General features: G+C 28.8%; 18 protein-coding genes. 9 read left to right on the top strand and 9 right to left on the bottom strand.

From position 1 onward, the window contains the following. Window positions 1-44 precede the first annotated feature (44 nt). Genes murJ through rseP form a run of 9 tightly spaced genes read left to right on the top strand, consistent with a single transcriptional unit; the run spans window position 45 to window position 10,338 of the window. The gene (gene murJ, locus L8X97_RS00630) at window positions 45-1,499 is read left to right on the top strand and encodes a murein biosynthesis integral membrane protein MurJ (RefSeq protein WP_263659591.1); all 1,455 of its coding nucleotides are present in this window, start codon (window positions 45-47) and stop codon (window positions 1,497-1,499) included. After that, window positions 1,499-2,881 carry a cysteine--tRNA ligase gene (gene cysS, locus L8X97_RS00625; RefSeq protein ID WP_263659590.1) on the top strand — a complete coding sequence of 461 codons (1,383 nt, stop codon included), beginning with the start codon at window positions 1,499-1,501 and terminating at the stop codon, window positions 2,879-2,881. Before murJ ends, cysS begins: the two co-directional genes overlap by 1 nt. Further along, the gene (locus L8X97_RS00620; RefSeq protein WP_263662475.1) at window positions 2,874-4,637 is read left to right on the top strand and encodes an ABC transporter ATP-binding protein; all 1,764 of its coding nucleotides are present in this window, start codon (window positions 2,874-2,876) and stop codon (window positions 4,635-4,637) included. Before cysS ends, L8X97_RS00620 begins: the two co-directional genes overlap by 8 nt. Window positions 4,638-4,687: 50 nt before the next feature. After that, a complete protein-coding gene (locus tag L8X97_RS00615; RefSeq protein WP_220566636.1) occupies window positions 4,688-5,746 on the top strand; it encodes a quinone-dependent dihydroorotate dehydrogenase in 1,059 nt (352 codons plus the stop codon). Further along, window positions 5,743-6,996, top strand: a complete 1,254-nt coding sequence (locus L8X97_RS00610) for a M16 family metallopeptidase (RefSeq protein WP_263662389.1) — start codon at window positions 5,743-5,745, stop codon at window positions 6,994-6,996. The genes L8X97_RS00615 and L8X97_RS00610 overlap by 4 nt, the downstream gene beginning before the upstream one ends. Continuing rightward, window positions 6,986-7,882 (top strand): 4-hydroxy-tetrahydrodipicolinate synthase, encoded by an 897-nt coding sequence (gene dapA, locus L8X97_RS00605; protein WP_133319239.1) that lies wholly within the window; start codon window positions 6,986-6,988, stop codon window positions 7,880-7,882. The genes L8X97_RS00610 and dapA overlap by 11 nt, the downstream gene beginning before the upstream one ends. Then, window positions 7,882-8,661 (top strand): enoyl-ACP reductase, encoded by a 780-nt coding sequence (locus L8X97_RS00600; RefSeq protein WP_263659588.1) that lies wholly within the window; start codon window positions 7,882-7,884, stop codon window positions 8,659-8,661. Before dapA ends, L8X97_RS00600 begins: the two co-directional genes overlap by 1 nt. A 38-nt stretch (window positions 8,662-8,699) precedes the next feature. Then, complete coding sequence (gene pgsA / locus L8X97_RS00595) at window positions 8,700-9,230, top strand: CDP-diacylglycerol--glycerol-3-phosphate 3-phosphatidyltransferase (RefSeq protein ID WP_263659587.1); 531 nt, start codon at window positions 8,700-8,702, stop codon at window positions 9,228-9,230. A gap of 1 nt (window position 9,231) precedes the next feature. Then, entirely contained in the window at window positions 9,232-10,338 is a 1,107-nt protein-coding gene (gene rseP / locus L8X97_RS00590) for an RIP metalloprotease RseP (protein ID WP_263660262.1), read from the top strand. Here rseP and L8X97_RS00585 read toward each other — a convergent pair. The 9 genes from L8X97_RS00585 to L8X97_RS00545 form a co-directional block, all read right to left on the bottom strand. After that, on the bottom strand, window positions 10,335-11,165 hold the full coding sequence (locus L8X97_RS00585) for a hypothetical protein (protein WP_263662388.1): 831 nt from the start codon (window positions 11,163-11,165) through the stop codon (window positions 10,335-10,337). The genes rseP and L8X97_RS00585 overlap by 4 nt on opposite strands. Before the next feature lie 11 nt (window positions 11,166-11,176). Beyond that, window positions 11,177-11,974, bottom strand: a complete 798-nt coding sequence (locus L8X97_RS08360; RefSeq protein ID WP_259443340.1) for a methyl-accepting chemotaxis protein — start codon at window positions 11,972-11,974, stop codon at window positions 11,177-11,179. 550 nt (window positions 11,975-12,524) lie between these two features. After that, window positions 12,525-13,031: a PAS domain-containing protein gene (locus L8X97_RS00575; protein WP_220566630.1), complete on the bottom strand. Its 507-nt coding sequence runs from the start codon at window positions 13,029-13,031 to the stop codon at window positions 12,525-12,527. 59 nt (window positions 13,032-13,090) lie between these two features. Continuing rightward, window positions 13,091-14,926, bottom strand: a complete 1,836-nt coding sequence (gene mnmC, locus L8X97_RS00570) for a bifunctional tRNA (5-methylaminomethyl-2-thiouridine)(34)-methyltransferase MnmD/FAD-dependent 5-carboxymethylaminomethyl-2-thiouridine(34) oxidoreductase MnmC (RefSeq protein ID WP_263662387.1) — start codon at window positions 14,924-14,926, stop codon at window positions 13,091-13,093. Continuing rightward, complete coding sequence (locus L8X97_RS00565) at window positions 14,923-16,863, bottom strand: N-acetylmuramoyl-L-alanine amidase family protein (RefSeq protein ID WP_263662386.1); 1,941 nt, start codon at window positions 16,861-16,863, stop codon at window positions 14,923-14,925. Before L8X97_RS00565 ends, mnmC begins: the two co-directional genes overlap by 4 nt. Continuing rightward, window positions 16,856-17,953 carry a nitronate monooxygenase gene (locus tag L8X97_RS00560; RefSeq protein ID WP_263662385.1) on the bottom strand — a complete coding sequence of 366 codons (1,098 nt, stop codon included), beginning with the start codon at window positions 17,951-17,953 and terminating at the stop codon, window positions 16,856-16,858. The genes L8X97_RS00565 and L8X97_RS00560 overlap by 8 nt, the downstream gene beginning before the upstream one ends. Then, on the bottom strand, window positions 17,953-19,155 hold the full coding sequence (gene tyrS, locus L8X97_RS00555) for a tyrosine--tRNA ligase (RefSeq protein WP_263662384.1): 1,203 nt from the start codon (window positions 19,153-19,155) through the stop codon (window positions 17,953-17,955). The genes L8X97_RS00560 and tyrS overlap by 1 nt, the downstream gene beginning before the upstream one ends. Window positions 19,156-19,168: 13 nt before the next feature. Continuing rightward, window positions 19,169-21,358 (bottom strand): RelA/SpoT family protein, encoded by a 2,190-nt coding sequence (locus L8X97_RS00550; RefSeq protein ID WP_263662383.1) that lies wholly within the window; start codon window positions 21,356-21,358, stop codon window positions 19,169-19,171. After that, complete coding sequence (locus tag L8X97_RS00545) at window positions 21,342-21,560, bottom strand: DNA-directed RNA polymerase subunit omega (RefSeq protein ID WP_133319250.1); 219 nt, start codon at window positions 21,558-21,560, stop codon at window positions 21,342-21,344. The genes L8X97_RS00550 and L8X97_RS00545 overlap by 17 nt, the downstream gene beginning before the upstream one ends. Window positions 21,561-21,569: the final 9 nt, after the last annotated feature.

Here is a 21,569-nt window from a genome sequence, read left to right as displayed (position 1 = left end):
AAAATTTTATAATACTCAAACTAATGTTTAAAGAATGAAAACTAATGAGAAAAAATATTGTTTTTAAAAATTTCATCATCAATGCCTTAGGAATTTTATTTTCTAGAATTATGGGCGTTTTAAGAGATATTGTTTTAGCTTTGTACTTAGGAGCTGGAATTTATAGCGATATTTTCTTTGTGGCTTTAAAAATGCCTGCTTTTTTTAGAAGAATTTTTGCAGAAGGGGCCTTTGGACAAGCTTTTTTACCAAGTTTTTTAAAAGCAAGTAAAAAAGGTGCTTTTTGTATAAATGTTTTATTGCAATTTAGTATTATAGTGTTTTTAACCTGTATTTTAGTGAGTTTTTTTGCTGAATTTTTTACAAAGATTTTTGCTTTTGGCTTTAATAAAGAAACAATTATCTTGGCTGCGCCTTTGGTTTCTATTAATTTTTGGTATTTGTTTTTTATTTTTTTGGTAACTTTTTTAGGCTCTTTATTAAATTATAAACAAAATTTTTTCATCACTTCTTTTTCTGCTTCATTTTTTAATCTTTTTGTTGTGATTGCAGGTTTTTTTGTCAATCAAGATGAGCCTTTAGAGGCCTTGTATTATTTTTCATATGCGACTGTCTTAAGTGGTTTAGCTCAACTTATATGGCATATTTTTGCTTTAAAAAATACTAGAATTTTAAAAAGCATGTATTTAAGCATAAAACTTAAAAAAACAAAGACCAATTTAGATAAATTTCATTCTACTTTTACCCATGGACTTTTAGGCTCTTCGGCAAATCAAATTAGTTCATTATTAGATACTACTATAGCTAGTTTTTTAATGGCTGGAAGTATTTCGTATTTGTATTATTCTAACAGAGTTTTTCAGCTTCCTTTAGCTCTTTTTGCAATCGCTCTAAGTCAAGTAAGCTTTCCAAAAATACTAAGACATTTAAAAGCAAATGAAGAACAAAAAGCCTTAGCTTTTATGCAAAAAGCTTTTGAATATTTAAGCGTGCTTTTGATTTTAGCTAGCATAGTAGGGATTATTTTAGCTAAAGAAATTGTAGAGTTTTTATTTCAAAGAGGAAATTTTAATCAAGAAGATACAAAAATCACTGCATTTTTATTACAAGCTTATCTTTTAGGACTTTTACCTTTTGGTTTGCAAAAACTTTTTTCTTTATGGCTTTATGCTAAATTTAAACAAAAAATAGCCGCTGTAATAGCCTTTAAAACACTTTTTATATCAGCATTTTTTAGTATAGTGATTATTTTACTTATCAAAGAAGAAGCTTATAAGAGCTTAGGCATTGCATTAGCTTCATCTATTAGTGCTTTTTATTTATTATATGCCAATATAAAAGAATTTGGCTTTAAAAATCTTTGGGGTATTTTTAGGATTAAATTTTGGCTTATTAGTATAGTATTTTTAAGTTTATTTGCTCTAAGCTTATTTGAAATTAAAGATATTTTAATACAATTTTTAATTGAAATTTATCATTTTTTTAAAGGTTTATTTTAATGGTTTTTTTTGATAGTGTTTTAAAGAAAAAATGTGAATTTATCCCAAATGAGGCAAAAAAAGCAAACATTTATCTATGCGGGCCTACTGTATATGATGATGCACATTTAGGACATGCAAGAAGTAGTGTTTGTTTTGATTTTTTAAGAAGAGTTTTACTAGCAAGTGATTATGAAGTGATTTTTGCTAGAAATTACACTGATATTGATGATAAAATTTTAAAAAAAATACAAGAAAGTGGTAAAAGTTTAGAAGAAATTACAAATTTTTATATTAAAAGATATGAAGAAGATATGCAAGCGCTTAATATCTTAGAACCTAACTTTAAGCCAAAGGCCACAGCTTATATTGAGCAAATGATTATATATATAGAAAAGCTTTTAGAGTTAAACCTAGCTTATAAACTTGAAGATGGGATTTATTTTGATACCAGCAAAGATGATAAATACTTTTATATCTCTAAAAGAAATTTAGAAGATAATCAATCACGCTTAGAAGAAAGCGTGGCTAAAAAAAATGATAGCGATTTTGTTTTATGGAAATTTGATGAAAAATTTTATCCTGCAAGTTTTGGCAAAGGAAGACCAGGCTGGCACACAGAATGTGTTGTGATGATAGAAAGTATTTTTAAAGATAAACTTGACATTCATGCAGGAGGCATAGACTTACTTTTTCCTCATCATGAAAATGAAGCTTGTCAATGTCGTTGTAAAAACAATCATGAGCTGGCTAATTTTTGGCTGCATAATGGCTTTGTGCAAATTAATGGTGAAAAAATGAGCAAAAGCTTAGGAAACAGCTTTTTTCTAAAAGATTCTTTAAAGCTTTTTAGTGGAGAGGTTTTGAGATTTTATCTTTTAAGTGTGCATTATAGAGCACATTTTAACTACGCTTTAGAAGACTTACAAGCTGCTAAAAAAAGACTTGATAAATTTTACCGTTTAAAAAAACGCTTAAATTTAAATGCTTTTATAGATGAAAAAACTACCATAGAAAGTGAAGTAGCTAAAAATATCTTAGAAGTTTTAAATGATGATTTAAATGCCTCTAAAGCCTTGGCTTTACTTGATGAGTTTATCAATGAAAGTAATATTTACTTAGATCAAAACCTAAAAGACAAAGCTTATAAAATACAATTAGAAAAAACCTTAAAAGAACTCGCTTTTATTTTTGGTATAGGTTTTATGGATACTATAAAATATTTTCAATTTGGCATTAGTGAAGAAAAATGTCAGGAAATAGAAGAAAAAATCGCTCTACGCAACAAGGCAAAGCAAGAAAAAAACTATGCCTTAGCAGATCAAATTCGTGATGATTTAGCTAAAGAGAATATTCTTTTAATGGATACACCAAATGGTGTGGTATGGGAGAAAAATGGATAAAAATTACAAAGAAATGAAGCTTAAAGAGGTTTTTACTCGCTTTAAGCCTTATTATAAAGATTATTGGTTTTATTTTGTTTTAGCTATTATTGGCATGCTTTTAACTAGTGGTGGAACGGCAGCTAGTGCATACATCATAGAGCCTATTTTAAATAAAATTTTTATAGAAAAAAATGTTGATTTGCTTTATTATATGCCTTTGCTTGTTGTTTTAATTTATGCTTTAAAAAATCTTGGTGCTTATATGCAAGTTTATTATATATCTTATGTTGGGACAGATATTTTAAGAAGATTAAGAGAATTAGTTCTTGGCAATCTTTTGCGCTTAGATATGAGCTTTTTTCATAAATACAGAAGTGGAGAATTAATCAGCAGATGTACTTCTGATATTGGAGCTTTACAAAATATAGTTTCTACTATAATACCTGAAATTTTAAGAGAAAGTTTAACCGCGATTGGACTTTTAAGTGTGGTAATTTATCAAAGTCCAAAACTTGCTTTTTTTGCTTTAGTTATTTTACCTTTAGCAATTTACCCTCTTGCTATTTTTGCTAAAAAGATCAAAAAAATAGGACGCAATACTCAAGAAAAAAATTCTGATCTTACTTCAAGATTAAGTGAAATCTTTTCTAATATAGAACTTATTAAAGCTTCTAATGCAGGTAAAAATGAAATGCAAAAATTCAGCCAAACTAATAGCGAAGTTTGCAAACTTTCCTTAAAAGGCATTAGAATTGAAGCTTTAAGTAGCCCTTTAATGGAATCTATGGGTTCAATTGGCTTTGCAATAGTAATTATAATAGGTGGTAAAGAAGTAATTGATGGAAGTTTAAGCATAGGTTCTTTTTTTAGCTTTACTACAGCTTTATTTATGGCTTATACTCCTATTAAAAGACTTTCTTCACTTTATACAAGATTGCAAAATGCAGTAGCAGCTAGTGAGAGAACTTTTTATCTAACTGATTTAGAACCACAAATTAAAGGTGGTGATGAAAAACTTGCAGAAAACATCCAAAATATTCATTTTAAAAATGTCTCTTTAAGCTATCAAAAAGATAAAATGGTATTAAAAGATGTAAATTTTTCTTTTGATAAAGGAGAAATTCTAGCCTTAGTTGGATCAAGTGGTGGAGGAAAATCTTCTATTATCAATCTTTTGATGTATTTTTTTGAAAAAGATAGTGGTGAGATTTTAATCAATCAAAAAGACATTAGCTCTTTTGATATTATTAGTTTAAGAGAAAATATTTCTTTGGTAACTCAAAATATTTATATATTTAATGACACTATAGCTCAAAATATTGCTTATGCTAAAGAATATAACAAAACACGCGTGATAGAAGTTTTAAAACAAGCTAATGCTTATGATTTTGTCCAAGAACTTGGTGGTATACATACTGAATTAAAAGAACATGGAAAAAATCTCTCCGGCGGACAAAAACAACGCATTGCCATAGCAAGGGCTTTATATAAAAATCCTCAAATTTTAATTTTTGATGAAGCAACTTCAGCACTTGATAATGAAAGTGAAAAAGCCATAGTAAGAACTATAGAAAGCTTAAAAAAAGATCGCTTAATACTCATCATCGCTCATAGACTTAGCACTATAGAAAATGCTGACAAAATTGCTGTGCTTGATAAAGGAAAAATAGCTTCTATAGGAAATGATGCTTATTTAATGCAACATTGTGAAATTTATCAAAAATTAAAACAAAAAGTACAAAAAACTGATAAAGTTAAAGAAAATGAAAACTAAGAATTATCATTTTTTTAGTAAAATATGCTATTTTGTAAAAAAGGAAAAATATGACTTATGAAAGTTTAAAACCTTTAATATATAAATTAGATCCAGAAAATGCCCATGCTTTAGCTGAATTTAGTATGCGAACGCTAGATTGTATATTTCCTGGAGGGCTTAGTTTTTTTGCAAAAGATTGTATAATAAATGATGAAATTTTAAATCAAGAAATTTTTAATTTAAATTTTTACAATCCTGTGGGCTTAGCAGGTGGCTTTGATAAAAATGCAACTATGATAAGACCGCTAAGTGCTTTAGGTTTTGGCTTTTTAGAATATGGAACTTTCACCCCAAAACCTCAAAATGGCAACGAAAAACCTAGACTTTTTAGACTTGTTGAACAAGAAAGTATTCAAAATGCTATGGGTTTTAATAATAAAGGTAAAGATGCTATCGCAAAAGAAGTAAAAAAAGTCTATCCTTTTAGCATACCTTTAGTAGCAAATATAGGCAAAAATAAAATCACTCCAAATGAAGAAGCTATTAATGATTATATTATTTTATTAAAAGAATTTAAAGATTTGTGCGATTTGTTTGTGATTAATATATCCTCTCCAAATACCAAAAATTTAAGAGATTTACAAAGTGAGGAATTTGTAAGCACCTTATTTAATCAAGCAAAAGAAATCACAAAAAAACCTGTGATTTTAAAAATTGCTCCAGATATGAGTATAGATAGTGCAATTTCACTTTGCAAAAGTGCTATTAGTGCAAAAGCTGATGGTATTATCATGGCAAATACTAGTATAGATTATTCTTTAATTGATAATACAAGAACCTTTGGTGGAATTAGTGGTAGATTAATCACTCAAAAAAGTGCGACATTTTTTAAAGAAGTAGCTAAAGAAATTTATCAAGATACTATTTTAATAGCAAGCGGTGGTATAGATAGTGCTGAACTTGCTTATGAACGCATTAAAAATGGAGCTAGTTTGGTTCAAATTTATACAGCTATGATTTTCAAAGGACCAAGCATTGTTAAAAATATCAATCAAGGATTAATTGAACTTTTAAAACAAGATGGTTTTAATCATATTAGTCAAGCTATAGGAGTTAATTTTAAATGATTAATTATAAAAAAATCACCCTTGAAAATGAACTTGAAATTTACACTTTACCTGTAAATAAAAAAAGCGGGGTTATAAGTGTAGATATTTTTTATAAAGTTGGCTCAAGAAATGAAAAAATGGGAAAAAGCGGCATAGCTCACATGCTTGAACATTTAAATTTTAAAAGTACAAAAAATTTAAAAGCAGGCGAATTTGATGAGATAGTCAAGGGTTTTGGTGGAGTGGATAATGCAAGTACTGGTTTTGACTATACGCATTATTTTATAAAATGCTCTAGTGAAAATTTAGACAAATCTTTGTGGCTTTTTGCTGAATTAATGCGTAATTTAAATTTAAAAGATGATGAGTTTCAGCCTGAAAGAAATGTAGTTTTAGAAGAAAGGCGTTGGAGAACTGATAATAATCCTTTAGGATATTTATATTTTAGATTATACAATCATGCCTTTTTACATCATCCATATCATTGGACTCCAATAGGCTTTTTTAAAGATATACAAAATTGGAAAATAGGAGATATACAAGATTTTCATCAAACTTTTTATCAACCCAAAAATGCTATTTTGCTTGTGAGTGGCGATATTAATGAAGATGAAGTTTTCAATCTTGCTAAAAAACATTTTCAAGATATAAAAAACACCAAAGAAATCCCTATAGTTCATGAAAAAGAACCTGAACAAGATGGTGCTAAACGCGTGATCTTGCACAAAGAAAGCGATACACAACTACTAGCACTTGCATACAAAATTCCTGCATTTAATCATGAAGATATGCCAAAACTTTGCGCATTGAGTGAGCTTTTAGGAAATGGAAAAAGTTCTTTAATAAGTGAAATTTTAATTGATAAATTAGAACTAATCAATGAATTTTATGCCTATGCAAGTGAAAATATAGATGAGAATTTATTTATATTTATTTGTGTTTGTAATGAAGATATAAAAGCAGAAGATGTTGAAAAAGAGCTTTTGAAAATTCTTGAAGATGTAAAAAATGCCAAATTTGATGATGCTATCATGGAAAAAATCAAAAATACCGTAAAAAGTGATTTTATTTTTTCACTAAGCAATGCAAGTAGCGTTGCAAATATTTATGGATCTTATCTTGCAAAGGGTGATTTAAAACCTTTGCTTGATTATAAAAAAAATATAGAAAATCTAAGCAAAGATGATTTAATTCATTGTGCTAGAAAATACTTCAATGAAGACAAATCTACAACAATAATCTTAAAAAGGGGTGAAAATGGACAATAACATCATCATAGGAGCAATGACAGCTTTAATAACTCCGTTTAAAAATGGAAAATTAGATGAGCAAACTTACCATAAACTCATCAAAAGACAAATCGCAAATGGAATTGATGTAGTAGTGCCTGTTGGAACAACCGGAGAAAGTGCCACCTTAACCCATGAAGAACATAGAATTTGTATAGAAATAGCACTAGATGCATGCAAAGGAAGTTCTTGTAAGGTTTTAGCAGGAGCAGGAAGCAATGCCACACATGAAGCTGTAAGTTTGGCTAAGTTTGCACAAGAGCATGGAGCTGATGGAATTTTAAGCGTTACTCCATATTATAACAAACCCACACAAGAAGGTTTATATCTTCATTATAAAGAAATAGCAAAAAGTATAGATATACCTGTACTTTTATATAATGTCCCAGGAAGAACAGGGTGTGAGCTTCAAACAGAAACTATTATAAGATTATTTAGAGATTGTGAAAATATTTACGGAGTAAAAGAAGCTAGTGGAAGCATTGATAAGTGCGTTGATTTGCTAGCGCATGAACCTAGAATGATACTTTTAAGCGGGGAAGATGCGATTAATTATCCTATACTTTCAAATGGCGGTAAGGGTGTGATTTCAGTTACTTCAAATTTACTTCCTGATATGATTTCAAAATTAACTCATCTAGCTTTAAAAGAAAAATACATTGAAGCTAAAAAAATCAATGATGAGTTATATAATATTAATAAAATTTTATTTTGTGAAAGCAATCCTATACCTATTAAAGCGGCAATGTATATAGCAGGTTTAACCCCTACTTTAGAATATCGTTTGCCACTTTGCAAACCTAGTGATTGCAATTTAACAAAAATAGAAGCGATTATGAAAAACTATAATATAAAAGGATTTTAATGGATACTTTTTTTCAAAATAAAACTTTAGTAATTAGCGGTGGAACAAGAGGGATTGGTAAAGCTATTGTATATGAGTTTGCAAAAGCAGGAGCTAATGTAGCTTTTACTTATAATTCTAATGCAGATTTAGCTCAAGAAATTGTGAAAGATTTAGAAAATAATTATAAAATCAAAGCAAAAGCTTATGAATTTAACATACTTGAACCAGAAACATATAAAGAGTTGTTTGAAAAAATTGATCAAGATTTTGATAGAATAGATTTTTTCATCTCTAATGCTATCATTTCAGGTCGTGCTGTTGTAGGTGGATATACTAAATTTATGAAATTAAAGCCAAAAGGTATTAATAATATTTTCACAGCAACTGTAAATGCTTTTGTTGTTGGAGCGCAAGAAGCGGCAAAAAGAATGGAAAAAGTTGATGGGGGTAGTATATTATCTATTTCTTCAACAGGAAATTTAGTTCATATTGAAAATTATGCTGGTCATGGTACAGCTAAAGCAGCGGTTGAAGCTATGGCAAGATATGCTGCAACCGAGCTTGGTTCTAAAAATATCCGTGTAAATGTAGTTAGCGGTGGACCAATTGATACTGACGCGCTTAAAGCATTTACAAATTATGAAGAGGTAAAAAATGCAACTATCAATCTTAGTCCGCTAAACCGCATTGGACAGCCACAAGATCTAGCTGGCGCATGTTTATTTTTATGCTCTGATAAGGCAAATTGGATCACAGGCCATACTTTGATCGTAGATGGTGGTACCACCTTTAAGTAATATTACCTTAAGGGTGCTTTATAAAGGATTTTAAAAGTATGAATTTACCCAATATCTTAGCTTTTATAAGGATATTATTAGCTCCACTTTTGTTTTTTTTACTTATTAATGATTTTGAAAATATCCATCCTAGTTGGGTAAATTATTTTGCTTGTGTTATTTTTAGCATAGCTGCTTTAACTGATTTTTTCGATGGCTATATTGCAAGAACTTGGAATCAAACTACTAAACTTGGAGCTATTATAGATCCTTTAGCAGATAAAATGCTTATTCTAGCTGCATTTTTAGGGTTATTACTTACACAAAAAGCTGATCCATGGATGGTTTACATTATCTTAGTAAGAGAATTTTTCATCACCGGCTTTAGAGTGGTTATGGTAAGTGAAAAAATTGATGTAAGTGCTTCTTTTGCAGGTAAAATAAAAACAACTTTTCAAATGATAGCTATTATATTTTTAATCATGCAATGGCCTTTTGCCAATACATTGTTATTTATTGCTTTAGTGCTTACACTTTATTCAGCTTTTGAATACATACTAGCTTATGTAAAACATTTAAAAAAGGTATAAATTGAAATCATATTTATTTTTATTTATTATCTTAGCTATTGGCTTTAAATTTTATTCTTTTAGTTTTTTAATAACACTTTTAGTGATATCTTTTTTAATTTTTTTTCACGAATTAGGACATTTTTTAGCTGCAAAACATATGAGGGTTGATGTAGAAATTTTTAGCATAGGTTTTGGAAAAGCTATTTTTAAAAAAACTTACAAAAATACAGAATATCGCTTATCTGCCCTACCATTTGGCGGTTATGTTAAACTTAAAGGACAAGATGATTTAAATCCTAGTGAAAAAAATTATGAGCCAAATAGCTATAACACTTTAAATCCTTTAGCTAGAATTTATATACTTTTTGCGGGACCATTTTTTAACTTTTTTCTAGCATTTTTACTTTATATAGCCATAGGTTTTTTAGGGGTTCAAAAACTTGCACCTGTTGTTGGAGATATAGCGCCAAACTCAGCTGCACAAAAAGCAAATTTACAAATTGGAGATAAAATCCTAGCTATAGATGGAGTTAAAATTCAAAGTTTTGAAGAAATTGGCAAACTTGTTCACGCAAAACCAACCCTGCTTGACATAGAACGCGATAATAAATTTATCAATATCACTTTAACACCGCAAATTGACCAAGGCTATAATGAGTTTTATCAAAAAGTTCAAAAACCTCTTATTGGTATAGCACCTAAGGGTGAGTTTGTTACTATTTATCACTCAGGAATTAGCAGTTTAAAATATGCTTATGAAGAAAGCATAGAAGCTTCTTTGCTTATTTTTAAAGGTCTTGCTAAAATCATCAGCGGGGAATTAGATGCTAAAAATATGGGTGGAATCATCACTATGGTGGATATAACCTCCAAAGCAGCAAATACTAGTATAGTAGTTTTATTTTTAATCACAGCTTTAATTTCCATCAATCTTGGAGTATTAAATTTACTTCCGATACCAGCACTAGATGGAGGACATATACTTTTTAATCTTTATGAATTAATTTTTAAAAAAGAAGTACCAAAAGTATGTTTTGAATATCTTAGTTATTTTGGCATGGCTTTACTTTTAAGCTTAATGGTATTTGTAACTTACAACGACATTACTCGTTTTATGAGCAATTAATAAGTCCTAGTAGCAAAATCATAGCGATTAAACTCGGCTATACTATTTTTACGATAAAAGCTATTATAAAATTGCTTACTTAAACTTTGCTCATAATTTAGTCTAAACTTAACCCACATTGCTGTTTGATCTTTTGCACTTGTTTTTTCATCTTGATAATTAAGCGATAAATCCAAAATAGAAATTGGAGAATAAGTAATGTTATACTGATTTTGTGTTTCTTTCATGTTAGAATTTACATTTAAAACATTTAAATAAGGTAAATCAAATATAACCCCAAACTCTGTACTATCATCACTATTATTTTCTTTTATATCATAATGATTAGCATATGCTTTAAAATATTGACTAAATTGCAATTCAGCGCCAAAACTATTTTTTGCATAAGCTTGTTTATATTGATCATTGAAATAATTAAAACCAAAATTGATTTCATCAAATTCATAACGATTAATAATTCCCAAAGAATAAGCTTGCTCTAACTGCCCTATTCTTGCTTGTTTTTCTAAAAGTAAAGTAGCATTATCATAATCTAAAATTGAGTTGATATTTTTAATATTTACATTTAAAGCGTTATAATCTAAACTAGCTTCTGTTTTGTCCTTTGAGCTTAAATTTAAAACCTGTGCTAAAGAATTACTAGCAAAAGTACCAAAATCGACATTTTGAGCTTGATACTCCTGCGGTTTTTGAAAAAATACTTGTTTAGAAATTGCATTTGTTTTTTGTTCTTTAGTTATATTAACATCACCCTCACTTAAGCTTTCTTCTAAATTAGAAGCAAGCGCATTTAAACATATACAACTTAAAAAAATGTATTTTTTCATTTAACCTCTTATTAAATATGTTTTTTATGCTCTATTTCGCTTATCATTTTTTCATTTATATCTTGAATTTGCTTAATATGTGCATAAATTTTTCTTTCCTCTTTGACTATTTGATTGTTTCTTATACAATCAAATAATTTTTCTATATAAGAATTTAAATTTTGATTTAAAACATAAATATTACTTGTAGAATCAAATTTGGCTAAATTTTTATCTTCTATATCTTCTATTTTGGAATTAATCACACAAGAGCAAGCTAAATATGTTTTTAAACAACACTCTAAATAAAGCAATATTTTATTAGTATCAACACTTGTCTTAGAAATCTCATCTAATAAAATTTTAGCTTTTTCATCAACACCGGTAAACACCTCTTGGAATTCTTCTAAACTTGAGTTAGATTTTTTAGCAACTTTATAAGCTTCATTAGTTATGTTTTTAATATTACTCATTTGCTCTATTGATACTTTAATCATCACAGAAATTTCTTTGGCGGCCTCTTGAGTTTTTTCAGCTAAATGTCTTACCTCGTCTGCAACTACCGCAAAACCTCTACCATGCTCTCCTGCACGAGCTGCCTCAATAGCTGCATTTAATGCTAAAAGATTGGTTTGCTCTGTAATATCTTCTATAATAGATATAAAAGAAGAAACATTATTAATTTGCTGTGAAAAAGTATCCATTAAAGTATGAATTTGAGTGATATTTTCACCTAAATTTTGCAAATCGACTGAAATTAATTCTGCATTTTTGGCACTTTTTGAAGAATGAGTAGAAATATCATTTGCTTGCTCATATATATCATGCATAGTGCTTGCATTATCATTTAATTTCACATTAATCAAAGCTAATTCTTTTTGCAAAGAATCTGACATATCCTTAGAAACATTTTCAACGACAATACTTCTTATGGATAAATTTTGAGTTTTTTCTATTTCTAAAGTAGCTTCATTAATAATTTTAGCATTATATGCGAAAGTACCCATTAAGCCTTCTAATCTTGCTTTTCTATAAAATCTTTGTTCTTTTACAGCTAAAATAGCATTAAGAATTTCTCTATTAAAAGCCTCCATTTGATCGGCTAAATCATTCACAACCCAACTTAATTTTCCTACTCCAGATTTTGGAACAGCTATATGAGTAATTCTTGCTTCCAAATTTCCTTTTGTAAGCTCATTTAAAACTTGAGTAATCCTTAAAACTTCTTTATTTCTATAATAAGCACTAGCAAGTCCAAATAACACCACTAAAGTTCCAATCACACAAAAAATAAAACCAAAAATATTATTTTCTACTATTTCCAAGATTGCCATCAAACAAAATAAAAATAAAGCAAAATAATTTACAGATTGATTGATATTATATTGATAAAACCAATTCTTCATAACTCATCCCTTTTGTATTTAAATAATCATCAAGTTTCTTCCTTGATGCACCTTTTCCACCTTTTTGCTCTTCAATCAAAAGCTCTTTGTATAATTTTTCTATTTTTTCAACTGCTTCTTTTTTGGGTTTTAAACGCATAGAATAATACCCAACAACTTCTCCTTTGGAATCAAACGAAGGACTAACAAAAGCCAAAACCCAATAAAATGATCCATCTTTTGATAGATTCTTAACATAAGCTATAATCTCTTTTTTACTCTTAAGTCTTTCCCAAAGTAATTCAAAAACAACTTTTGGCATATCCGGATGACGCACTATGTTATGAGGTTTTCCCAATAATTCTTCCTCACTATAGCCCGAAAGAGAAATAAAGATTCTATTGCAATATATGATTTTTCCTGTAGTATCTGTTTTGGAAATAATCATTTGTCCGTCATTGAAAAATTTTTGATTATTATTTGGCAAAATTTTTCTTTTCATATACCCTCCTTAAAATATTAATTTTAATATATCAATATATAAAATTAATAAATCAAGGATTAAATAAGTCCTTTTTTAAGCTTTCTAATTAAGAATCTTGCAGGATGTAAGGCATATAAAAATTCTTTTTTTATTCTTGGCTCATCAAAAATCAATGAGCTCATCACTCTAGCACAAACAATAGCACTAGCAAAAGCTCTAGATCCATGAGCAATAGAAAAATACAAAGGAATAAAATCATTTGGTATGACTTGATTTTTATTTTTATGCCATAAAAGTGCTTTATAATTTTGCATATAAAAATTTTCATCATAGGCTTGACCTGCTATGGCAAATCTATCACTAGAATATGATCTAAATCCTACTTTACCGCCCATTATCTCTAAATTTTCATCGTGCAAAAACTCTTTTACATTTTCAATATTTTGCAAATCATCATTTTTTAAAAGCGTTGTATCTTGATTAAGCCTATCATAACTTGCGCCAATAAGTTGTAAATTAAGCTCCTCATTAATAGGACAAATATATCCTTTAGAAGATAAGGCATGCGGGTTTTTTAAAAATGGTTTTAAATGAGTACATTGACCTCTTACACTACTTAATTTCATATATTTATACTCTAAAAATTTCTTAGCATCAGCACCTTGAGCATAGATTAACACATCATAATCTTTTAAAATTTTTTGATTATTAAAATTTAAAGAAAACTTTTCATTTTTATAAGAATAATCTTTAAATTCATACTCAAAAAATACCCTAGCCTTGCTTTTTTGCAAAAGTGTCTTCACAAGCTCTTGAGGTTTTATACAAAATCCATCTTTTAAAAAGGCTTGATTGTTAATAATTTCAAATAAAACATTATCTTTTTGACTATCAAAACGCTCTTGCATAAGCTCATTATGAGCAAATTCATAAACCCCTTGTGGAGTTAAATTTAAAATTTGTCTATAAAATCTACTTGCTTCTAAAAAAGCATATTGTGAAAACTCACCCAATAAAACATCGGGTTTTAAAATCAAAGAGCTTAAAATTCCATTGATATTTCCAGAAGCGCCTTTTCCTAATGAATTTTCTTTTTCAAAAACATCTACTTGAACATTTCTTAAAGAAATCTCATAAGCCATGCTTGCTCCGGCTATACCTGCTCCGATAATAGCTATTTTTTGAATCTCTTTTTTTAAAGATGGGGTATTAAAATATGCAAATTTATCTTCAAATTCTAAACCATTAAAAATGGCTTGTATCATTTCTCTTTTTCTAAAACCTTTTATCTTTTGTACTTGAAAATTGTTGTTAATTAAAGCCTTTTTTAAAACACTAGCAGAAGAAAAAGTTAAAACCTTAGCATTTATTTTTGAATTTTTAGCAACATCGTTTATAATATTATCATCAAACATATCTTGATTTTTAGAAGGTGAAAAACCATCTAAATACCAAATATTTGCCTTAAAGTCTAAATTTTGTAGATTTTCTTTAGCATCACCAAACACCAAATCTAAAAAACAATCTTGAAAATAAAACCTATAAACTCCATCCTTACATGGAGGATAAAAATTTAAAAATTGCTCTAAAACTTCTTTAAATTCCTCATAAAAACCAAGTTTTTTATAAATTTCTCTTAATTTATCTTTTTCTATATAAAAATTTTCAAAGCTAAGATAAAAAAGTCTTTGATTATGTTTTTTTTCTTTTAAAAAACGCTTTAATGTAAGAAAGAAATTTAAGCCTACACCAAAACCAAGTTCTGCTACAATAGTTTGTTTGTTTTCAAAGTCAAAAGCATTTGTATATATAAATTTGCTTTCACTTAAACCATCACTAGAATTAAAATAATAATCATCAAAATCCAAAGAAAAAGGCGCATTATTTTTTATAATAATATTTGCTTTTTTCATTGATTCTTATAAAAATAACTTTCAATTCCATTGGCAATACCAATGGCTAATAATTCTTGGAAATTTTTATTTGTCAATCTATTTCTTTCACTAGGATGGCTAATATAACCTGTTTCAATCAAAATCGCTGGCATTTGTGCTCCTACTAAAACCCAAAACGGAGCCTCTCTAACCCCGCCATCAACAACTTTATATTTTTTTCTTACATTGCTCAAAATTTTTTTCTGCACATCGATAGCTAATTTATTTGAAGCAACTATTTTTTCACGATTTAAAAAATTTAAAAATGTTTGCTTGGAAAAATAATTCATTTCTTCAAAATCTGATTGATTTTCTGCTTCAGCAGCTTTTTTACTTCTTTCGCTTCTTGCAGGAGATAAAAAGAAAGTTTCAATTCCTTGTAAAGTCTTAGCTCTTTGTTTATTTGGTGCTGCATTTGCATGGATAGAAATAAACAAATCTGCCATTTTCTCATTAGCCATGGAAGTTCTATCTCTAAGGTTTATAAATTTATCAGTACTTCTTGTGTAATAAATTTTATATCCTCTTTTTTTTAGCTCATTTCCAAGTTTTAAAGCCACACTTAAAACTACATCCTTTTCTCTAACACCCTTATCTCCTAAAGTTCCTGGATCCTTACCTCCATGACCTGGGTCAATTACTATAATTTTGCCTGATTTTTTGATAGTAGCTTTTGCTGCTTTTGAAGTATTTTTTACTGGCGTTTTTTTAATCTTTTTCTCAAATCCTACAAATAGCTCATCATCATCCAAATCAAGACTAGTCTTAAAATCACTAGTAGAATTTAAAACAATTCTTACTGTAGTTTTATTAAACTGCACTATTGTGATAGATTGATTTTTATTAATATCAATTTTTTTTCTATCGCCTTCTAGAATGGCTTCAAAACTCACAATAGAGCGATACATTTTACCATCTTTAAAAGAGTTGATTTTAATATCTTCAATATCAATATCATTATTTAATTTTAAATTAACACCACTTTTATCTTTACTTGATTTTAAAATATATAAAGGTTCATTTCTAACAACTTCTTTTTTAACTTCTGTTTTTTTAATCTCGCTTTGTTTTTTAACTATAGGTTTAGGTTCTTCTTTTTTTTCTATTTTTTCAAGTCCCATAAAAAGACTTTGATCTTTAAGCTCTATTTTTACTTTTAACTCTTTTTTAGAACTCAAAACTAAACGCATGCTAGTTGGATTAAATTGTGATACAATAATATCAAAATCTTTAAATTCAAAATTTCTCTTTGGCCCTTTTAAAATTCCATCAAAATCTGCAACATAACGAAAATTATCACCTTTTAAAGTAAAATTTTTTATATCTTTTTGGCTAATTTTTTCACTCAAATCAAGCAAAATACCATTATCTAATTTTTTAACATCAAGAATAAAAAGCTCTTTTTGTGCCGAAGTTTTTTTATCTTCTTTTTTATCTTCTTTTTTATCTTCTTTTTTATCTTCTTTTTTATCTTCTTTTTTATCTTCTTTTTTATCTTCTTTTTTATCTTCTTTTTTATCTTCTTTTTTATCTTCTTTTTTATTAGTAAAAGCCGTAGTATTAGTTTCGTTTTTTACTAGCTCTTTTTTTATTTTTTGATCTTGTATAACTTTTAAAGCATTTTTTAAACGCGAAATTTCTTCTTCATTTACTCCGCTTTCTTTAAGCTCTTGCACATAAGCCTTATCATCAAAACCTAAAAAATTTGAACTAATGATTAATCTTTTTAAAATCTCATTTTTTTCTTCATTATTATCATTAATTACGCTTTGTATATATAAAGATTTTAGTTGTTGATGTAATTGCAATTTTTCTTCTGCATTAGAGGTTAAAAAGTTTTGATCAAATTTTTTAACCTCTACATTAGCAAAAACACCAATATAAAATAATAAAAAAATAAAAAATATTCTAAGCATCTTCACCATAAACTAATTTTTTCACTAGTTCTTCTACACTAATAAGTTTATCTAATCTATATCCATTAGCTCCTGTAAAAAATAAACCTGTTTCTTTTTTGCCACTCCAAGCATCGTATAATCTATCCGCTATACAATAACCTACTTTAGTAGCTTCCTTGCCTCTACCACATGGTGCAACGCAGTTGCTCACACAAGAAATTTTTGGCCCCATTCTTTTATCTACTAAATTTAAAAGATTAGTTCTTACTCCTCTTGCAGGATAACCAACCGGGGATTTTAAAAGCTCAATATCTTCTTTTTTACAATCAAGTAATACTTGTTTAAAATCATCACTCGCATCACACTCAAAAGTTCCTATAAAACGAGTTCCCATTTGAACGCCACTTGCTCCTAAAGACATCATCTTTTCTATATCTTGCTTATCCCAAATTCCACCTGCAGCAATCAGTGGTATATCACCCCAATTTTTAATTTCTTGCGCAACTTGTGGCACCACATTTTCTAATTGATATTCATCCATTAAACATTGCTCATAAGTAAAACCCTGATGTCCGCCGCTTTTTGGTCCTTCAACTATAACTGCATCAGGTAAGCGATTGTATCTACCTTGCCATCTTTTACAAATAATTTTTAAAGCCTTAGCTGATGATACAATAGGTACCAAAGCAACATTAGGATAATCTTGTGTAAATTCAGGTAAATTTGTAGGAAGTCCTGCTCCTGAAACTATCACATTAAAACCAACCTCACAAGCATTACGAGCAATTTGCGCATAATTATTACTTGCATATAAAATATTACAGCCCAAAGGTGCGTCTTTGCAAACCTTTCTAGCATTATCTATCAAAGCTTTTAAGCCTGCTTTTGAGTAAAAATTATCACTACCATAAGGTTTTGCATTAAGTTCTTTATCTATATGTGTTCTATTTTCATAATACCCAGTTCCCACTGAAGAAATAATCCCTAAACCACCATTTAAAGAAACTGCAGAAGCAAGCTTATCCCAACTTATACCAAGCCCCATTCCACCTTGAAAAATAGGATATTTTATCTCATGCTTTCCAATTTTTAAAGCTTTAAAACTCATTATATTACCTTTAATTTTGCAAATTTTCTTTTTCCAACTTGTATAATATATTCTCCACTTTCTAGTTGGTATTGTTCATTTTGAACTTTTTCTCCATTAATACTTACTGCATTAGAACTAATCAATCTTCTAGCAGCTGAAGTAGAGCTTTCCATTTTACATTCCACTATAGCTTTTGCAAGCCAAATACTACCTTCTAAAGTAAAGCTTGACATATCACTAGGAAGCTCTTTTGCACTATGAACTTTGTCAAATTCCTCCTTAGCTTTTAAAGCACATTCGCTTGAGTGAAAACGCGCAGTAATTTCTAAAGCTAAATTTTCTTTAGCTTTTTTAGGATGCAATGAGCCATTTTTAATATCATCTTTTATTTGTGAAATTTCATTTAAGCTTTTTTCACTTAAAAGCTCATAATATCTAAACATCAACTCATCACTTATACTCAAAACCTTAGCATACATATCTTTGGCATTTTCAGTCACACCGATATAATTTCCTAAGCTTTTACTCATTTTATTTACACCATCAAGACCTTCAAGCAATGGCATCATCATCACCGCTTGTTCTTTTTGACAATTATATACTCTTTGAAGCTGTCTACCCATTAAAAGATTAAATTTTTGATCCGTTCCACCCATTTCTATATCACTTTTTAATGCAACGCTATCATAACCTTGTAAAAGTGGATATAAAAACTCACAAATTGATATAGGACTTTGCTCTTTAAAACGCTTAGTAAAATCATCTCTTTCAAGCATTCTAGCAACACTAAAAGTCGAAGTAAGTTCTACTATACCAGCAGCACCAAGCTCATTTAGCCATTTAGAATTAAAATGAATTTGAGTTTTACTTGGATCTAAAATCTTAAAAACTTGCTCTTCATAAGTTTTAGCATTTTTAAGCACTTCTTCTTTATCAAGTTTTTTTCTTGTTACACTTTTTCCTGTTGGATCGCCTATTTGAGCAGTAAAATCACCTATTAAAAATTGTACTATAGCTCCATGCTTTTGAAGTAAAGCCATCTTGCTTAAAACTACAGTATGACCCAAATGCAAATCAGCGGCCGTAGGATCAAAACCAGCTTTTACAAAAAAGTTTTCACCTTTTTCATAATAATTTTTTACCAAAGAAATCAATCTTTCCTCATCAATAATTTCTGCTATTCCTCTTTTAATTTCTTTAATAATTTCTTCAATATTCATTATAAAACCTTTTTTAGTGATTATTATATGCATCATTTAAAGATGTAAAATCTAAAATTTTATACCTAGCTTTTAATCTTTCTTTTGCATTTTCAACATCTATATTATTAGGTAATTCAACTTGCACTTCAAAATAATTTGCCACCACAGGCTCTGAATCGGCTGAATTAATACTTAAAACATTAATCTGCATTTTAGCCAAAGTAGTTAGAAAATCCGCTAAAGAGCCTTTTTTATTTTCTATAGAAACAATGATTTTGTAACTTTTTATCGAGCTATCATTCCAAGAAACAAAAACCATTTCTTTGTTATCTTCTATCATCTTCATTGCTTGTTCGCAAAGTTTATGGTGTATTGTAGCACTAGTTGAATGTCTAAAAGCGATGATTTCATCTCCTCTTTTAGGTCTACAACAATAATCAAAATTAATAGTAGTTATTTTATAATTAGAACCAATCACTATGCTTTCAAATTTTTGTTCATTTTGTTCAAATTTAGCTGCTTGATTTTGTCCTACATATTTTCTAAGAGCTATAATTACCTCTTTAAAATAATTAAAATCTAAAGCAATTTGTCTGAGCTTTTTATTAAATTTTTCTTTTTCAAGCCATTCTTCTATAAGTTTAGAATCTTTATTAAATGCCGTAGATAAAAGATTAATGGCGATTTTATTGTTTAATTCTTTTTTCTTTTGCTTACAAAAATCTCTTATACTAGCTCTAGCTTTTCCTGTTTTAACACTATCTATCCAAGAGCATCTAAAAAATTCTTCCTCTGAAGTTTCAATACTAACTATATCTCCATTTTTAAGCACAGTTAAAAGCGGAACTCTCATACGATTTACAAAGGCGGTTTTTGCATGAAGTCCTACTTTAGTATGAACCTCATATGCAAAATCCAAAGCCGTAGCTCCACGCGGTAAGGTAAAAATTTCACCTTTAGGAGAATATACTGCTATATCCTCAATATATAAACTATCCTTTGCATATTCATAAAGCTCAATAGCATCACAATCTTGTATATTATTTCCTTCTTCTTTACCATGCATAGAAATATCTTCAAGCCAATCTAAATTTGGTGTTGCAATATTTCCTTCTTTATATTTCCAATGTGCTGCAACGCCAAATTCAGCAGTTTTATGCATATCAAAGGTGCGAATTTGAGCCTCTATGATATTTTTTGCATCAAAAAGTGTTGTATGTAAGGTTTGATAACCATTTTGTTTTGGCAAGGCTATATAGTCTTTAAATCTTGAAATCAAAGGATTAAAATGCGTATGTAAAATTCCCAAAGCCAAATAACAATCATAAACTTTTTCAACCAAAATTCTTACACCCAAAAGGTCTAAAACTTCATCAAGCCCCACACCTTTTCTTTGCATCTTTAAATAAATAGAATAATTATGTTTAATTCTTTTATGTATAACAAAACTACCTTGTCTAAACCCATTTTCCAAAAATAACATTTCTATTTTTGAAATAAATTCATTAAATCCAAGTTGAATTTGTTGATCTTTTGCATTTATATAATTATCAATTTGTGCATATTCATCAGGAAGCAAAAATTTAAAACTTAAATCCTCAAGTAAATTCTTTATACTTGAAATTCCAAGTCTATGAGCTATAGGTGCATATACCACCAAGGTTTCTTCGCTAATTCTTTTTTGCTTATCTTCTCGTAAATAATTTAAGGTAAGCATATTGTGCAATCTATCACAAAGCTTTATTACAAGCACACTCACATCTTCAACACCCGCTAAAAGCATATTTCTAAAAGTCAGAGCAGATTTTGCAAGTTTCTCATTAGAATTGGAATGAGTAAGATGATCTTCTCTAATACTAACTATTTTAGTTAAACCTTGAACTAATTTTGTTACTTCTTCGCCAAAATTTGCATTTAACTCTTCTTCATTACAATTTGTATCTTCTAATACATCATGTAATAATGCGGCTATAATCATAGATTGTATAGGACTTAAAAAAGCTACAAAAGAAGCTACTAATATAGGATGAACCGCATAAGGTTCTCCACTCTTTCTAAATTGTCCTTCGTGTTTTTGGATACAAAACTCCACTGCTTTTTCCAAAACAGCAGATTGTGGAAAAACCATAAAAAGAATTTCTTTTGCTCTTTGTAAATCCCTGCAATTTTTTACATCATCAACAAGTTTATCTAGCAATAACTCATCATTTACCAGCTTCAATAAATCCCTCTAATACGATTTTATCTTCTGCTATTTCATATAAAGCAATATCAGTATATTTATATTTATTTTTATCTAAATTTACTAAAGGTTCTGCGCCATTTGCAAGCTCTTCAGCTCTTTTAGCTACTACAAGAGCTAATTTGTATCTATCATCTTTTAATTTTTTTAATGCCTTTGCAGCTATTTGTTCTACTCTCATTTTTTACCT

Source organism: Campylobacter sp. CNRCH_2013_0671h, assembly GCF_025773055.1.
GTDB classification, from domain to species: domain Bacteria; phylum Campylobacterota; class Campylobacteria; order Campylobacterales; family Campylobacteraceae; genus Campylobacter_D; species Campylobacter_D lari_D.
This window is presented reverse-complemented; position numbering and strand designations above follow the sequence as displayed.

Coding starts and splice junctions, on each gene's coding strand:
- murJ (WP_263659591.1), top strand. CDS start 45: ATGAGAAAAAATATTGTTTTTAAAAATTTCATCATCAATGCCTTAGGA.
- cysS (WP_263659590.1), top strand. CDS start 1,499: ATGGTTTTTTTTGATAGTGTTTTAAAGAAAAAATGTGAATTTATCCCA.
- L8X97_RS00620 (WP_263662475.1), top strand. CDS start 2,874: ATGGATAAAAATTACAAAGAAATGAAGCTTAAAGAGGTTTTTACTCGC.
- L8X97_RS00615 (WP_220566636.1), top strand. CDS start 4,688: ATGACTTATGAAAGTTTAAAACCTTTAATATATAAATTAGATCCAGAA.
- L8X97_RS00610 (WP_263662389.1), top strand. CDS start 5,743: ATGATTAATTATAAAAAAATCACCCTTGAAAATGAACTTGAAATTTAC.
- dapA (WP_133319239.1), top strand. CDS start 6,986: ATGGACAATAACATCATCATAGGAGCAATGACAGCTTTAATAACTCCG.
- L8X97_RS00600 (WP_263659588.1), top strand. CDS start 7,882: ATGGATACTTTTTTTCAAAATAAAACTTTAGTAATTAGCGGTGGAACA.
- pgsA (WP_263659587.1), top strand. CDS start 8,700: ATGAATTTACCCAATATCTTAGCTTTTATAAGGATATTATTAGCTCCA.
- L8X97_RS00585 (WP_263662388.1), bottom strand. CDS start 11,165: ATGAAAAAATACATTTTTTTAAGTTGTATATGTTTAAATGCGCTTGCT.
- L8X97_RS08360 (WP_259443340.1), bottom strand. CDS start 11,974: ATGCATGATATATATGAGCAAGCAAATGATATTTCTACTCATTCTTCA.
- L8X97_RS00575 (WP_220566630.1), bottom strand. CDS start 13,031: ATGAAAAGAAAAATTTTGCCAAATAATAATCAAAAATTTTTCAATGAC.
- mnmC (WP_263662387.1), bottom strand. CDS start 14,926: ATGAAAAAAGCAAATATTATTATAAAAAATAATGCGCCTTTTTCTTTG.
- L8X97_RS00565 (WP_263662386.1), bottom strand. CDS start 16,863: ATGCTTAGAATATTTTTTATTTTTTTATTATTTTATATTGGTGTTTTT.
- L8X97_RS00560 (WP_263662385.1), bottom strand. CDS start 17,953: ATGAGTTTTAAAGCTTTAAAAATTGGAAAGCATGAGATAAAATATCCT.
- tyrS (WP_263662384.1), bottom strand. CDS start 19,155: ATGAATATTGAAGAAATTATTAAAGAAATTAAAAGAGGAATAGCAGAA.
- L8X97_RS00545 (WP_133319250.1), bottom strand. CDS start 21,560: ATGAGAGTAGAACAAATAGCTGCAAAGGCATTAAAAAAATTAAAAGAT.